The sequence below is a fragment of the Comamonas sp. BIGb0152 genome, assembly GCF_024809975.1.
GTDB lineage: Bacteria > Pseudomonadota > Gammaproteobacteria > Burkholderiales > Burkholderiaceae_C > Comamonas.
Genome location: NZ_JANUDY010000010.1, coordinates 127311 through 141176, shown reverse-complemented (window position 1 = coordinate 141176; position 13866 = coordinate 127311). Strand labels below are relative to the sequence as shown.

Below are 13866 nucleotides of genomic sequence, written 5' to 3'. Positions count from 1 at the left end.
CACACCATGGGTGACCGCTCCACGTCCATGCGCCAGAAAGCCTACGGGCTGCGCCAAACCCTGATCACCCTGGTGCTCAATATCCGCGATGCCGTGGTCTCCGGCGGCCCGCTGGTCATCCTGGCTGTCGCGTTGATCGTGTCGGCCTACTGGTGGCTCAAGCCCAACCCGCCCTCGCAGGTCAAGCTGGCCACCGGCCCCGCCCAAAGCGCCTACGCCAGCTTTGGCGAGCAGTACCGCAACACCCTGGCCAAAAACAGAATCCGCGTCGAACTGGTGGGCAGCGAAGGCTCCTTCGACAACCTGCAGTTGCTGCGCGATGGCAAAGTCGATCTGGCCTTTGTGCAAGGCGGCACCGCCGAGCTGACCGAAGAAGACCAAGAGAATCTGACATCGCTGGGCGCACTGTTTGTCGAACCCGTCTGGCTGTTCTACCGCACAGACTCCGCCCAGCGCCTGTCCAAGCGCCAGCACCTGAGCAATCTCACCCAGCTGGCGGGCTGGCGCATCAATGTTGGCACTGCCGGCAGCGGCGTGCCCAACCTCTTCAACCAGCTGCTGGAAGCCAACCACCTCAGCCTCCAACAATTGCGGCTGTCACACCTGGCCGAGACCCCCGCCACCGTCGAGTTCCTGGCCGGCAAGATCGACGCGCTGGTCCTGGTATCCGCGCCCGAATCACCGATGGTGCAGATGCTGCTGAAAACCCCCGGCGTGCAGCTGATGGATTTTCCGCAAAACGAGGCCTATGGCCGCAAGTTCAGGTTCTTGAGCCCTGTCACCTTGCCGCGCGGCATTGTGGACCTCGCTGCCAATCTGCCGCCGCAAAACGTGCACCTGCTGGCCTCCACCACCTCGCTGCTGGCCCGCGATGACACCCACCCTGCCATCAAGCAGCTCTTCGCCCAGGCCTCGCAGGGCATCCACAGCCAGGCCGGCTGGTTCAACCGGGCGCGTGATTTTCCCAACACCCGCAGCAGCGAGCTGGCCGTCGCCCCCGAAGGCGTACGCGCCATCAACGAGCCCGCCCCCTTGCTGCAGCGCTACCTGCCCTTCTGGCTGGCCAACCTGGTCGAGCGCATGTGGCTGGTGCTGGGCGTGTTGCTGGCCTTTATGCTGCCGCTGTCCCGTGTGGTGCCGCCCCTCTACCAGTTCCGCGTGCGCTCCCGCGTTTTCAAGTGGTACGGCCAGCTGCGCGCCATCGAGCACGACATGGAGCAGCCCAACCCCGACCGCGATGGCATAAAGGCCGAACTGCTGGAGCTCAGCCGCAAGGTGGAGAAGATCACCGTGCCGCTGTCGTATGCGGATGAGCTGTATGCGCTGCGCAGCCATATCCACTGGGTGTTGCAGAAGTTGGAGCAGAAGGGGCGTGGGGATGGCTTGGGCGCTGTTGGGGACACAGGCACTACCGATCAGCAGGTGGATTCACATGATTAGAGTTTTCTTAGCCATTGCCTTCCCACTACTCGTCGCCCATTCCGCCGCAAACGCTTTCAACACACTCGCCCCGACAGAAAGCCAATGCGCTGCTATTTTTAAAGCGGCTGGCGACAAATACGCCGGCATGTGGCTGGGCAGCGATGGTAAATTGGTGCTCGGCCTGACATCACCAATAGCGTTGAATGAAGATATTCAGAAAAATCTGCGTATTGCTTATGTCAAATATGGTATTGCGGAGCTGGAGAGGTTTCACAACCAGGTTATCAACAAATTTAATAGCAACCAATACATCACCGGATCGCAAATTGATTACAAAATTAACCGTATTGTTGTCACAGCCCGAAAAGGAAATTTATCAAAAGCAAAAAAGCTTTTTGAGGCACAAGGCGTCGATGTAAATATGGTTAATTTTGAAATCCAACATGCCACTATCACTTTTATGCCCGTTATAGATGATGGGAGCTGTAAACGTCCATTGTAGCTAGACCTTGGTGCTGCCGACGATTTCTCATATCGCAAGGGTTTGCTCTGCGCTGACACAGCTACACAAACAATCTAGCTTACAAATGATGATTTTCAAAATACTCATCGTTTACAGACAACAGAAACCTCTGAATATGAAATTGGCAAAATCCACTCTGATACTTTGCTGTACTCTTCGAAAGCACCTTCCATCCTATCGGGCATATATCTCTCTACCATGCTGGGTGAAATGAGAAATCTTCGATAATTTTCACGAATAAACCTTTCTTGAAAATAAACAAAATCACCCTCTCTGAACAAGGCCCAATAAGTAATTCCATAACTATCAGATTCCGGCTGAATGCATATGATAAGAGCACATCGGCTCGAACGGGATGCAACAAGAAATTTAAGCGCCTCCACCCATTGCTTTTTGTAGGCCTCAGGAGACCATCTGGTGGTGATGAGTGGGACCACCTCTCGATGCGCGTCGATATCTATTTCGTAGACAAAACCATTTTCACTTCGCGTATCCTTAGATATATCTATGCTAGATGTCATCTGAATATCTATTGAATGATAATTTTGGAAAATATCAAACTGCTCGTTAAGCGATGATCTTAACAGTCGTTGAAACCATGCAGACCACTCAACGAGGACATGGCGCATACCCCTTTTGATGGCGTTGAATTAAATAATCACTTTTTCCTCGAAGATTCAATACGCAATTTCTTCAGGATTTCACGCACTGCATCGTCTTCTTTGTCGTAGCCAACTACGCAACGCACATTTGCTTGACCTGGAATCGCTGCATTAATCAAAAAAGATGCTACGTCATCAGCGGATTCATCGTTGTGTACAGCAGTAGGCGTACCATAATACCCTAAATCACAATCTTCAATAGCATGATCCAAAGCCTCATGCACGTCCTCCGCTGCATGACCTAAGATCATAAAGTATTGACATCCTGCGGGGATAAGGGCTCGCACCAAACCTTCGAAATCCATGGCAGGAGATACAGCGTCAATGACCAGCAAACACACCGTCGAGCGCGGGGTCAACTCAATCGATCCGATTGATCGCAAATTGATTATTTGTAAATTGGATGCAGACATCGTATTTCAATCCTACTATCGAAATCGAAATATCAGAAAGCTGATAGTCCCTGCACACCATTAAATAGATACCTGTGATCTGCATCGTCTTACGCATGCGCTGTAGCTTCTTCTTAAATATGGCACCCAGGCTCCATTCACTCATGCGCTTATCACTTCATAAAGCAGCTCGAATCCACTGAGAGATTTACATCATAAGGACAGGCATTTGCAATGGTATACCTCATACTCAGGCAAAAAATCTCCATGAAAAAAAGGTGCCGCGACTTCAATTTGATATACGTTTGCAGAGCAAACGATGGTGAATGCTTCACCTAAGCCATTGCTGATCTGAAGTCCACTTTCTGCCGTGAAATAATCGTCCATCACTAGCATTTTTTCGATAACCGTTATGTCCCTCCAGGCTTGCGGCAATGGCAATATTTCGGGCACATTTTCATCTTTTTCAACAAGTCGAAAAACAAGGGTACCGACCTCATTCCAACCCACCGTATCGTGCATCGTTGTATAGATTTTCAGTATGGAATCATTAGCAAGGAAAAGCCAAATAGTTGATATACCGCGCGGCGTAGGAGTGTCAGTGGCGTAGCCAACTATTCCTTGGCGAAGCAAGCCTTGAATAGAATATAGGCCTTCAGTGTCAAATTCAAGTAATCGCATAATTATGTACCTCTGTTGTTGGCAGCAGAGCATCGCGCGACCAAAATAACTTGCGCCGATAGTAGGTCCATTGTTGGCCCATCCACTTGCCTGCTTCAGCAGCGATATAACTCCATCGAAATCAAAATATTAAATAATTGATTGAATGACTTCAAAGCAAAAATATCAGCGATACAAATTTTCTGCAGAAGTTTTTAGCTGGGCAACGAACTCAGACAGGGATATTCTCACACCTAACATTCCATCGTCTTGTGGGAACGTTATGCAGACGCAGTTATGCCCCTGCTCACGGTCAAAAAGCAATAAAAATTGGCCGTCATAACTAACTTCCGCTAATAAGCTTTGATAGTTAACATCACTTAAAATGAGCGTCTTCCATTTTTTATCAGGCATAAAAGTTTTCCTTGCACAGTTAAGCTAAAATTTTCCGTCAATAAATTCTTAAGAAACCCCCAATATACTCAATCATTTGATTAGATATTGTATAAAATTCCATGCAAATAAACGCATAGAGCGAAAATATCCGAAAATGACTATAAGATACTGATTGAAGCTACCGAATCCGGCCATGCATACACAATCAATCGATCATCTAACTGCTCAAGCTCGAAAGCGGAACCAGCCAAACCACCTTCTCCAATCACTTCCGCACTCCCCCCAGAAGCAAGCAACACCTCTTCCCCCCAAGGCTCCAACACCAACAACACAGCATCAGGGGAAGAATTCGTATAAATAAAATTACAAACGTATTTCATTTTATAAAATCAGTGATTTTTTCATGAGGTCAATACGATTTGACATAGGCGCATTGTTTAAATTGAAACACCTATTCCAATCCAATGAAGCATAGCGCTCAATGTCGAATCCTGGAAGGTTGCATAGATAAAAATCGCTATCCGCTGTCCATGGCGAGCGAAGTTCTGCGCGAGCTTGCACAGTCAGTTCAGCCCACCGGGACCCTGTCATACAAATAGCCCTGCACAAGAATTCCTGCACCACCCCAGCAGTGTGCGCCCAGATCGCTGCCAGCGATGAGACAGCCAGTGTTAACCCATCATTCTTTTGCCCTTTAATAAAAAGGGTTTTCGAAAATTAAAATTTTATTCTCTCGTTAAAAATAGAGGGCTTTTAATCTAAAAAAGACATCTATTAATCAATAAGTCTACAGGAATCCCAAGCATGCTTCCTCATACTCGAATACACCCAGCTTTTCCTGCTCATCCAAGATAGCACGAACACCCTCATAGCAGACCGACGGAGGAATATCCACAGCCACTAATCGAGAAAGTTCGCTCTGCTCGGATTCGCAACCTCTAACCCGAAGAATATTCCTCATCAACAGAATATCCTTTTTATGATTTTCGGAGAACCATAGTCGAATAGTACTATGCCCAGAAGCTTGGATTATACTCACATAATTAAGAACTCCATCCTCATCATTTTTCGCACTGACAATATCATTCAATGCAATTCCTCTAACATAAAATGGAATATTATCAATCTTAAAACCTCTGTCTACAGGAATCACCCAGATGCTTTCCAAACTTAATTCATCGGACTCAGCGTCGCCATAGTTGAAAAGTATTTTTTTATGCATGAAAATCAATTCTTATTTATCACTTTTTGTTAGTTGTCACATCCCTGATGATTGCATAGACAAAAACCGCTATCCGCTATTCATGGCTCGCGAGGTGTAGCGCGAGCTTGTACAGTCAGTGCAGTCCACCGGGAGCCTGTCATGTAAAGAGCTCTGCACAAGAATGCACGCACCACCCCAGCAGTGCGTGCCCAGATCGCTGCCAGCGATGAGACCGCCATCGTACTGGCCCAGCGTTTTGGCATGACCGAACAGACGGTCTACAAATGGAAGAAGCGCGAAAGCGTGCAAGACCCCTCTCACACCGCCCATCGCTTACAAACACAACTCACACCCGCGCAAGAAATTGTGGTGGTACATCTTCGCCGAGCCTTATTGCTGCCCCTCGATGACTTGCTAGCCGTCACCCGCGAGTTCATCTGCAGCACGGTATCGCGCTCGGGCCTGGACCGGTGCCTGCGCAGGCACGGCGTAGGCAATCTCAACGCGCTCAAGCCAGCCGAACGTACGCAGGCGCACAAGGCTTTTAAGAGTCGCTAACACCACCTATCTACGAAGCGTGCGCAGATGATCGCGGCTGCCAGTTTCAAAAACGCTTCGTGGATGTCCAGACGCCTTTCAAAGCGGATTCGCAGCTTGCCAAAGCCAGCAAACCATCCGTGCGTTCTCTCCACCACCCAGCGATGCTTTCCCAGCCTTTCGCTGCTTTCAATGCCGCGCCTGGCAATACGGCTGGATATGCCTCGCTGCCTCAGATGGGCACGGCAGCGTTTGTAGTCATAGCCTTTGTCTGCATGCAACTTCGCTGGTCGCTTGCGAGCCGGGCCCTGCAGGCCTGCAATGCCAGGGATCGCGTCCACGCACCGCTCGAACACCATGGAGTCATGTCTGTTCGCACCGCTGACAAGAACTACCAGCGGGATGCCTCTGGCGTCTACGACGAGGTGTCGTTTGGAGCCGAGTTTTCCTCTATCGGTGGGGTTTTGACCCGTTTCCTGGCCCCCCGGGGGCTTGGCACCGAAGAGCCATCAATGCTCGCCCGGCTCCAATCAATCTGGTCGTGTTCACGCAAACGTATCAGCATGGACTGATGCAACCTCTGCCAAACCCCTGCTGCGCTCCAATCCCGAAGTCGCCGCCAGCAAGTCATGCCACTGCCATAGCCAAGCGATTGTGGGAGGTCAGCCCAGGGAATACCGGTATGCAGCACAAACAAGATGCCATTGAGGGCGGCCTCATCGCTCACCGCGAGCTTGCGTGCGCCACCTTTGGTGGATGGAGTGAAGGTGGGTATCAGGGGCTGCAACTGCAGCCACAGTTCTTTGCTAACGGGTTGTCTTGCCATGGGTACATGAAGCATAGCTGCTGCATGCGGGTCTTTTGGGTAGTGATGTTAGCGACTCCTACTGTATAAGCTCGCGCAGCACCTCGCGAGCCATGAACAGCGACTAGCGGTATCTATAGTTTCAATCGTCAGGGATGCGACAAATAAAGCTATTTAGAAATACCTCGCAATAATGAAATTGGATCCATTGACATCGCATAAGCAAGACTTTCAATTATGTTAATAGCTCGCATTGAAGCAACCTTTTTCTCTTCAAAGTAAATATCTACTATTGTCTCTAAAGCAAGACCATACTCTCCTACGGCAATAAATCTCTGAACCTCGCTCATTTCAACATCTGAGAAGACCAATTGCGCCTCCAGCATCAGCTGCGACAATAGATATTCAATATTTTTAAAATCAGGCATATTGCACCTTATGGCGGATTACGCGGTACGTTTGTTGGGTATCCAGTAACAATTCTTCCATTTGGTTCAACAATGACCTCAATGTCAATACCGCCGCGAGTCCCACGCACAACCTCGCGACCTCTACGACCAGGGAGTCTTGTTGAAGCCGGGTCCGTAGCCACATCTGATATCTCTCCTTTAATTCTGTCATCTGACCAGCCAGTAGGAAACTCGCTTTTGTTTGGTTTTCCAGTTCCGGGGCGATGACCTCCACCCGTTTTGTCACCATCTAAAATATGCTGCTCTCCTTTGGGGTCTAGCAGGCTCGGTTTGTTACCATTAGCGCCACCTCCATTGGTAGGCGCATTTGTACCCGATGCAGATGAATTTGAAGAAGAATTAAAGACCCCACTAAAAGCACGCCCAAGCCGACTTAACGAATCTCGCATCTCCTGCTGCCTACTAGGAGGAGCAAGCGCATATGAAGCCCCTCCGGATAACAGCACAACCCCAACGATCGCAATTACAGATGCTCTCCCATCCGGGTCTACATATTTATGAGGATTATTATTAGCATAGGCATAGCGATTAAAGCTATGTAAATTATCAGCATCAAATCCCACAGGATCGATACCCATAAACCGCCCCAACACAGGATTGTAGTACCGCGCCCCCATGTATGACAAACCCGTATCACTATCATGCGGCTTACCCGTAAACCACAGGGTATTGTCGCTGCCATCAATGTCGTTAAGGCGCTCCCCATAAGGCAAATAGCTTTCGTTCCAGAGCAGGTTGCCGCTGGCATCAGTGGCCAGCATGGGGGAGCCGGAGACATCGTTGTGGAAAAACGTGATCGTTTCCGTGATGGTTGCTGCGACGACAGGCACCGCGATGTTGGTCGTCTGTGCGCCAAACCAAGCTGCATCGCCACGGAGCATCTTCCATTGGAAGTTGTAGGTGCCAGGATTGGCGGGCGCTGTGACAGGGAAGCTAAAGCTGTATTCCTCGCCGGGGGCTACAGGGGTATCCAGTGACACCCGACCTGTACCCGTCCAGATGGTGTTAACAGGGTCTTGCGGGTTCTGCGCACCCAGGTGGTACATGTCACCAGCGGACCAAGTAGAAGTGCCGGTGTTTTTCATCGTGACGGACACTGTGTAGCTTTGCCCAGTCGTCATGGTTGTCGCAGGCAGGCTTTGCGAGACAAAGTCAGCGCCATCGTCTCCAGTGGACTCCAAGATGGGAACAACCGTGTTCGTAGATGCAGCGCCGAACCACTGCGTACCCTGTGCCATTTGCCACTGGAAGTTATAGCTTGCCGGCTCTGTAGGCGCTGTGATCGGGAAGGAGAAGGTGTACTCCAGCCCGGGCGGTACTGTGCCATTGAGCGCAACCGGGCCCGCATTCCATATATTGTTGTCCGCTGGGTTCTGCGCCCTCAATTGATAACCGTTACCGCTCGTCCACGTGGTAGTACCTGTGTTGCGCATGGTGACCAGCGCTTGGTGACTCTCGCCCGCAATCATGCTACCAGGGACATTTTGTGCAACAAAAATGGCACTGTTGCTACCGGCTGGTGCAGCTACAACGATCTCCCTATTATCAGATTTACCCCCAAACCAGGCAGCATCGCCCTGTACCATTTGCCATTGGAAGCCATAAGTATTAGGCATGGCTGGTGCTGTAATCTGAAAATTGAACGTGTACTGCTCACCTGCCGCGACGGAATTGGTTGGGGATATTCTTGATACGCCCCAAATATCATCTTGAGCACTCTGAGAGCCGAGGCGAAATGCATCAGCCTCTGCCCAAGTTGCGGTGCCGGTATTCTTCATCGTTACCGATGCACTGTATTGCTGTCCTGCGACCATTTTTTCTGGCACGCTTTGCGATACAAACGCAGCGCTATTGGGTACAGGAGCCAGGAGTGGTATTTTCAACTCGTCGGACTTGCTGCCGAACCACTGAACACCATCTTGTACCATTTGCCACTGGAAGGAGAAAGTTCCGACAGGCATAGGTGCCATGATCGGAAAACTGAATGTGTACTGCTCTCCAGGTAACACAGGCTTAGCGATAAAGATTCTGGATGGTCCCCAGAGAGCATTATCCTGTGGCGCTTGTGAACCTAACCGATACCCATCATCCTCAGACCAGGTGGCAGTACCCGTATTTACCATAGTCACAGATGCGAGGTATGGCTGCCCTGCCACCATATTTTCAGGGATGGTTTGCGATACAAATTCTGCATCGTTCGGTACCGGATCAGCAACATCGATTGCGAGATTTGTTGATTTTGAACCAAACCATTCAACACCGTCTTGCACCATCTGCCACTGAAAATAATGGATACCAAGGGTAGTGGGGGCATTGATGGGAAAACTGAATGTATAAGACTGCCCCGGAGCTACGGATTCCGTTAGCTGCACCCTGCCCAAACCCCAGTTGGCATTGTCTTGGGGATTTTGAGAGCCAAGCCGGTACTGTGCACCCTCAGACCATATTTGCGCTCCTGTATTCTTCATGGTCACTGATGCAGTGTATTGCCGCCCTCTAACCATGTTCACTGGCACACTTTGCGATAAAAATGATGCACTGTTAGGCTCAGGCGGTGAGACATCAATATCGAGAGTCCAGCTTGAGCTGCCAAACCACTCAACACCGGTTTGTAGCATCTTCCAAATAAGTTTATGCGTTCCCGGTGTGGAAGGGGCAGTGATATCGAATGTAAAAGTATGGAGTCGGCCTGGCGCTACAGAGCCTTTAACCGGAACACGACTTACGCCCCAAACTGTAGGATTTGCTGAGTTTAGCAAACCCAGATGATACTGACCCGCTTCATTCCAAGTAGCCGTTCCAGTGTTCTTCATCGTCACCGAAATCGTATACGTCTGCCCTCCTACCATCTGAAGTGGCACGTCTTGGGAATGAAAACTCGCTCGATTAGGGATTTGTGGTTTTCGGGTTATCTGAATGAAAGTACCCGTAGAGTAATTATCCTTCTCCCAGAATGCTGTAGAGCCAAACCATTCTTGACGCCCCTTTCTCATTTGCCAATCAAGGCGTGTATTGCAACAAGGCGGAGCGGTTACCGTAACATAAGTACTGAACTCTCTACCCGGCGGAATGGGCTCACCGGGCTTTATGGAGATAGGCCCTGCATCCCAGTTATTTTGGGGAGATGCCAACACATAGCCCTGGCCTGCGGACCAAGTGGTAGTTCCGGTATTTCGATAGCCAATCTGAAATCGATAGATATCTCCCTCGACCATGCTAGGCTGTATACCCGTCATAAACAATTGAGAGTCATCCTGAGCACGGGCAAAATTACCCATACCCAAAAGCAATAGAATAAAAACCGCGAATTTATAAAAATGAAAAATACTTGTTTTCAGTGGACGTTGCTTTGCATATGTATTTTTATTCATAACTCCCCCTCACTACTTTTTCGATTGAAAAACACGCTGAGCTACACGCTTACCACCCAAATATATATACTCAGTGGCTTTGTGTAGTTCCGCAGGTGAATATTCAACCAGCAAATTATGGCTGGAATTGTAAAATTCATAGCTTTTGACGCCTGATTTGACAATAGAAGACCTATTGTTTTGTGCATCATAGGCATACACCACCTTAGAAGCTTGACTATCGCAATCCACGCATATCAAATTAGATGCATTGTCATAGGTGTATTTTTTATTATCGCCAACAACAATATTTCCATAAGCGTCGTAGCTATAGTAAAAATCTGCACCCGCATTTTTCGTGCTCGTCAGCTTGTTATTGCTATCGTAGTTATAGCTACGTGTTGAGCTGCCAAATTTTTGACTAGTAATATTTCCATTACCCCCATAAGTGACCGATCCTGAGCCCCATGAACCATTGGAAGTAACCAGTCGATTGATATCGTCATAGCCCAATGTTCGGTTGTAGTCAGCATCCGCCGAATCGCAGATGGAGGTCAGATTACCCACGCCATCGTAGCTGTAGGAGTTATTGTTATATTGCGCCCCGCCCCCTCTACGCGTCGTGAACGTACTGGGCCACAAGCGAGAGTTTTGATTATACTCGGTGCTGGTGCCATTTGAATAGTTCATCTGCCTGATCTGACCTGAAGGCCAATAATTGACGTTACGAACATAACCAGAGACTTGTGTAGGCCGACCCAGCACATTAGGTGAATAACTCACCGTTGTACCGGATGGATAGGAGATCGAAGCTAGTTGATCCAGCGCGTTATAGGTGTATGAGGCCTTGAAGGTCTGCCCATCCACCACAAGCGTTTCGCTGCTCATATTCCCATTCGCATCGTAGGTATAGATACGATTTCCTGTGGAGGAACTTGCAGTCAAAAGCCGATGAGTTTTGCTATAAGTCTGGCTAACGTTTGGCGTTCCGCTCGGATAGCTAATAGATGTCAGTCTATTTTGAGCATCATAGGCATAGCGGGTAGTTGCCGAGGACCCAACCGAGCTGGAGGTCATATTCCCAGCTGCATCACGTCCATACTTGGTCACTCCGGTTTCCGGATTGGTAATAGATTCCAGGTAGTAATTGCTATTGTATTTATAGCTACGAGTCAAGCCTGCCTGCGTCGCAGATGCAATCATGTCTTTGCTATTTCTAGTAATGACGACGCTAGCAGAGGCTTCAGGTGCTGAGACCCCCATCAAAAACTGTTGATCGGGATTGCTATAGGCTCGATAGGTATAGATGCTGACTTTGCCACGCTCATCCGTAACCCGTTTTGAACCCGCACCATAGCTAATGCTACTATTGGTGTTGTCCGCATTAGAAATACGAGTCACACGATTCAATATATCGAACTGGTAAGTGGTACCAGCATTCGAATCTGGATCGGACTCGAAGGTGCGGCGACCAAGCACATCCACCGTGAATTTACGGGCAATTCCACCCAAAGTCACACTTGTTGCTTGACCAAAGCCGTTGTACACAGTTCGCTCAACCAAAGCCCCCCGAGTAGCCGTTTTGGTGGTCGCCGTATAGGCCACCGAAACGGAGCTACCTGCGGGGTAATCGATGGATGTGATCCTATTCAAACCATCGTATTTCATCTTGGTCGAACGCCCATCTCCATTGGTTTCCAATGTGACATTGCCAGCATCATCCACTTGTCGCGTGATGGAAATGCTCTCTGGTTGACTTTCAGATTGTGAAATACCGCGTTTGAAACTGGAGTAGCTATGGACTTGGGATCGCGGCAAAGTTTTAGCAATCATATTCCCCTGGGCATCATAACGGTAGCTAGTAGTGATTCCATCTTCAGTAATCGATGTCATATTGCCATTGCCATCAAATACACGGCTTATTGCGCTACCAGAGAAGCTTTCATTTTGAGGTCTATTGATGATCCATTTGGAGGTGTTGACATAGTAGCTAATATTGGTGGTCTTGCTCCCACCTGACGTACCGGACTCAACAACGGTTCTTGGGTTGCCATAGCTATCAAATTGGCTGTTGGTCATGGCATAGGTTGCGCCATCGCGTACAGTCGTTTTCTTTGTCAGAATGGGTGCATTGGTTTCTCCAGAGTCGACCTTTGTGACAAAGGCACCCGGACGAAAATAGTTTTCGCTAGATATCTTTTGCTTATCCCAGGCATAGGTTTCCGTTTGCGTATTACCCGTTTTTTTTGATATAAGCAAACCTACCATCCAGACAGTGCCAGAGCTGGAGTAATTGGGGCCTACGTGTTGGTAGACGATGCTTCCTGTGGGTGTGGTAGCCGTAGTCGTATCGTATTTGTTTAGACCGCCTGGTGTATATGCAAAACTCCAATTACCACCATTACTGCTGCTTTTACTTTTGACAACCGTTGACCGACTTAAAGGGTTCGCCTGGTTGTCAAAATATACAAAATCGTAGGTGTACTTAATGATGCCACCTTGCGGATAAGTGACATTTTTCATTACATGACTACCAGGCAAGTTATTTAGATTACCATTATATGCATACTTCCAAGCAGTGCCATCCGGACGCGTAACCGATGTCAAAAAATAGCTGTAAAGTACATTAGGAATAGCCTGGTATGCATAATTCCATGTTTGGCCTGCACTACGGATTTGACTCAATCTCGGAGTCCTAGCGCCGCTATCTGCATAAGTGAAGGCTATGTTGCGCCCATCATTGGTAACAATACTGGAAATCTCCGATGATGCGCTGGCCTTGTATTTGATAGTCGCATTGTTTCCGTTTCTATTAATGATTTTTGTAGTGAACCATGCAAATATGGGATTAACTCCACCAGTCATATTCACAAGATGGGTCATTTCATACTGGACCCCATCTGGAGAAAAGACCCTCAGCCCGCCACTGTTGATGCAATCTGCCCTCCATCGCTGGGTCGTCAGCATCAGGGGAGAAGCGCTGCCGGTGAATGCCAGGAGCTGACGACTACCATCGGGCAGTTCCAAAACAGGATTATCGGCCACTGTTTGCGTATTCTTATTGAAGCAAATAGTCGTATCTTTATTTTTGAGAACTCTTCCAAAGTGGATACTCCATCCCACCCCTGCCCCAGACGAGGAATCATAGGCTGCGGGGTTGAGAGGCTCTACAGAAGAGCTGTTGTAGGATCTGATCACCTTTAGATCAAAACCACCATTCCCAGGAATATGCAGATCAACGTACTGCCGTTGCAACGACCCAGTGAATGGGTCGATATTCTCGCTAACGTTTTGGTTCACGTAATCGCGATTGGGATAAAGACCTGGATCTTTATAGAGGTCTGGTATTACTTCTTGAGCAACACCACTGCGCATGGTAAATGCCAATAGCATGAAAGCGCAGAAATGCATCATCACTTTACTCATACACTCTCCCTTGTATTTA

Annotated in this window: 12 protein-coding genes and 1 pseudogene; 3 read left to right on the top strand and 10 right to left on the bottom strand. The window is 48.8% G+C overall.

Translation table 11 applies throughout. The features are described from left to right. Positions 1 to 6: 6 nt before the first annotated feature. Together M2375_RS18535 and M2375_RS18530 are read left to right on the top strand one after the other, a co-directional pair. A complete protein-coding gene (locus M2375_RS18535; RefSeq protein WP_404979349.1) occupies positions 7 to 1440 on the top strand; it encodes a TAXI family TRAP transporter solute-binding subunit in 1434 nt (477 codons plus the stop codon). Further along, on the top strand, positions 1433 to 1924 hold the full coding sequence (locus tag M2375_RS18530) for a S1 family peptidase (RefSeq protein WP_259169414.1): 492 nt from the start codon (positions 1433 to 1435) through the stop codon (positions 1922 to 1924). The genes M2375_RS18535 and M2375_RS18530 overlap by 8 nt, the downstream gene beginning before the upstream one ends. A gap of 104 nt (positions 1925 to 2028) precedes the next feature. On the opposite strand, the gene M2375_RS18525 is transcribed toward M2375_RS18530, so the two are convergent. The 6 genes from M2375_RS18525 to M2375_RS18500 form a co-directional block, all read right to left on the bottom strand. Beyond that, the gene (locus tag M2375_RS18525) at positions 2029 to 2466 is read right to left on the bottom strand and encodes a hypothetical protein (protein WP_259169413.1); all 438 of its coding nucleotides are present in this window, start codon (positions 2464 to 2466) and stop codon (positions 2029 to 2031) included. 137 nt (positions 2467 to 2603) lie between these two features. After that, complete coding sequence (locus M2375_RS18520; RefSeq protein ID WP_259169412.1) at positions 2604 to 3020, bottom strand: hypothetical protein; 417 nt, start codon at positions 3018 to 3020, stop codon at positions 2604 to 2606. A gap of 192 nt (positions 3021 to 3212) precedes the next feature. Then, entirely contained in the window at positions 3213 to 3680 is a 468-nt protein-coding gene (locus M2375_RS18515; RefSeq protein ID WP_259169411.1) for a hypothetical protein, read from the bottom strand. A gap of 165 nt (positions 3681 to 3845) precedes the next feature. After that, a complete protein-coding gene (locus tag M2375_RS18510; RefSeq protein WP_259169409.1) occupies positions 3846 to 4073 on the bottom strand; it encodes a hypothetical protein in 228 nt (75 codons plus the stop codon). 140 nt (positions 4074 to 4213) lie between these two features. Further along, positions 4214 to 4435 (bottom strand): hypothetical protein, encoded by a 222-nt coding sequence (locus M2375_RS18505; RefSeq protein ID WP_259169407.1) that lies wholly within the window; start codon positions 4433 to 4435, stop codon positions 4214 to 4216. Positions 4436 to 4842: 407 nt separating this feature from the next. Beyond that, positions 4843 to 5277, bottom strand: a complete 435-nt coding sequence (locus M2375_RS18500; RefSeq protein WP_259169406.1) for a DUF4265 domain-containing protein — start codon at positions 5275 to 5277, stop codon at positions 4843 to 4845. 153 nt (positions 5278 to 5430) lie between these two features. On the opposite strand from M2375_RS18500, the pseudogene M2375_RS18495 reads away from it, so the two are divergent. Beyond that, positions 5431 to 5811 (top strand): annotated as a pseudogene (locus M2375_RS18495) (IS481 family transposase); the annotation flags it as partial. A gap of 2 nt (positions 5812 to 5813) precedes the next feature. Here the strand turns inward: M2375_RS18495 and M2375_RS18490 are convergent. The 4 genes from M2375_RS18490 to M2375_RS18475 form a co-directional block, all read right to left on the bottom strand. Next, a protein-coding gene (locus tag M2375_RS18490) for an IS5 family transposase (RefSeq protein ID WP_259169404.1) occupies positions 5814 to 6622 on the bottom strand; the annotation gives its coding sequence in 2 pieces (ribosomal slippage) (positions 5814 to 6295 and positions 6295 to 6622; 810 coding nt in all). A gap of 149 nt (positions 6623 to 6771) precedes the next feature. Beyond that, positions 6772 to 7029 (bottom strand): MafI family immunity protein, encoded by a 258-nt coding sequence (locus M2375_RS18485; RefSeq protein WP_259169403.1) that lies wholly within the window; start codon positions 7027 to 7029, stop codon positions 6772 to 6774. 8 nt (positions 7030 to 7037) lie between these two features. Further along, positions 7038 to 10442 (bottom strand): NBR1-Ig-like domain-containing protein, encoded by a 3405-nt coding sequence (locus M2375_RS18480; RefSeq protein WP_259169402.1) that lies wholly within the window; start codon positions 10440 to 10442, stop codon positions 7038 to 7040. Positions 10443 to 10454: 12 nt separating this feature from the next. Continuing rightward, positions 10455 to 13847 (bottom strand): RHS repeat domain-containing protein, encoded by a 3393-nt coding sequence (locus M2375_RS18475; RefSeq protein WP_259169401.1) that lies wholly within the window; start codon positions 13845 to 13847, stop codon positions 10455 to 10457. Between the last annotated feature and the right edge of the window lie 19 nt (positions 13848 to 13866).

Coding starts and splice junctions, on each gene's coding strand:
- M2375_RS18535 (WP_404979349.1), top strand. CDS start 7: ATGGGTGACCGCTCCACGTCCATGCGCCAGAAAGCCTACGGGCTGCGC.
- M2375_RS18530 (WP_259169414.1), top strand. CDS start 1,433: ATGATTAGAGTTTTCTTAGCCATTGCCTTCCCACTACTCGTCGCCCAT.
- M2375_RS18525 (WP_259169413.1), bottom strand. CDS start 2,466: ATGACATCTAGCATAGATATATCTAAGGATACGCGAAGTGAAAATGGT.
- M2375_RS18520 (WP_259169412.1), bottom strand. CDS start 3,020: ATGTCTGCATCCAATTTACAAATAATCAATTTGCGATCAATCGGATCG.
- M2375_RS18515 (WP_259169411.1), bottom strand. CDS start 3,680: ATGCGATTACTTGAATTTGACACTGAAGGCCTATATTCTATTCAAGGC.
- M2375_RS18510 (WP_259169409.1), bottom strand. CDS start 4,073: ATGCCTGATAAAAAATGGAAGACGCTCATTTTAAGTGATGTTAACTAT.
- M2375_RS18505 (WP_259169407.1), bottom strand. CDS start 4,435: ATGAAATACGTTTGTAATTTTATTTATACGAATTCTTCCCCTGATGCT.
- M2375_RS18500 (WP_259169406.1), bottom strand. CDS start 5,277: ATGCATAAAAAAATACTTTTCAACTATGGCGACGCTGAGTCCGATGAA.
- M2375_RS18485 (WP_259169403.1), bottom strand. CDS start 7,029: ATGCCTGATTTTAAAAATATTGAATATCTATTGTCGCAGCTGATGCTG.
- M2375_RS18480 (WP_259169402.1), bottom strand. CDS start 10,442: ATGAATAAAAATACATATGCAAAGCAACGTCCACTGAAAACAAGTATT.
- M2375_RS18475 (WP_259169401.1), bottom strand. CDS start 13,847: ATGAGTAAAGTGATGATGCATTTCTGCGCTTTCATGCTATTGGCATTT.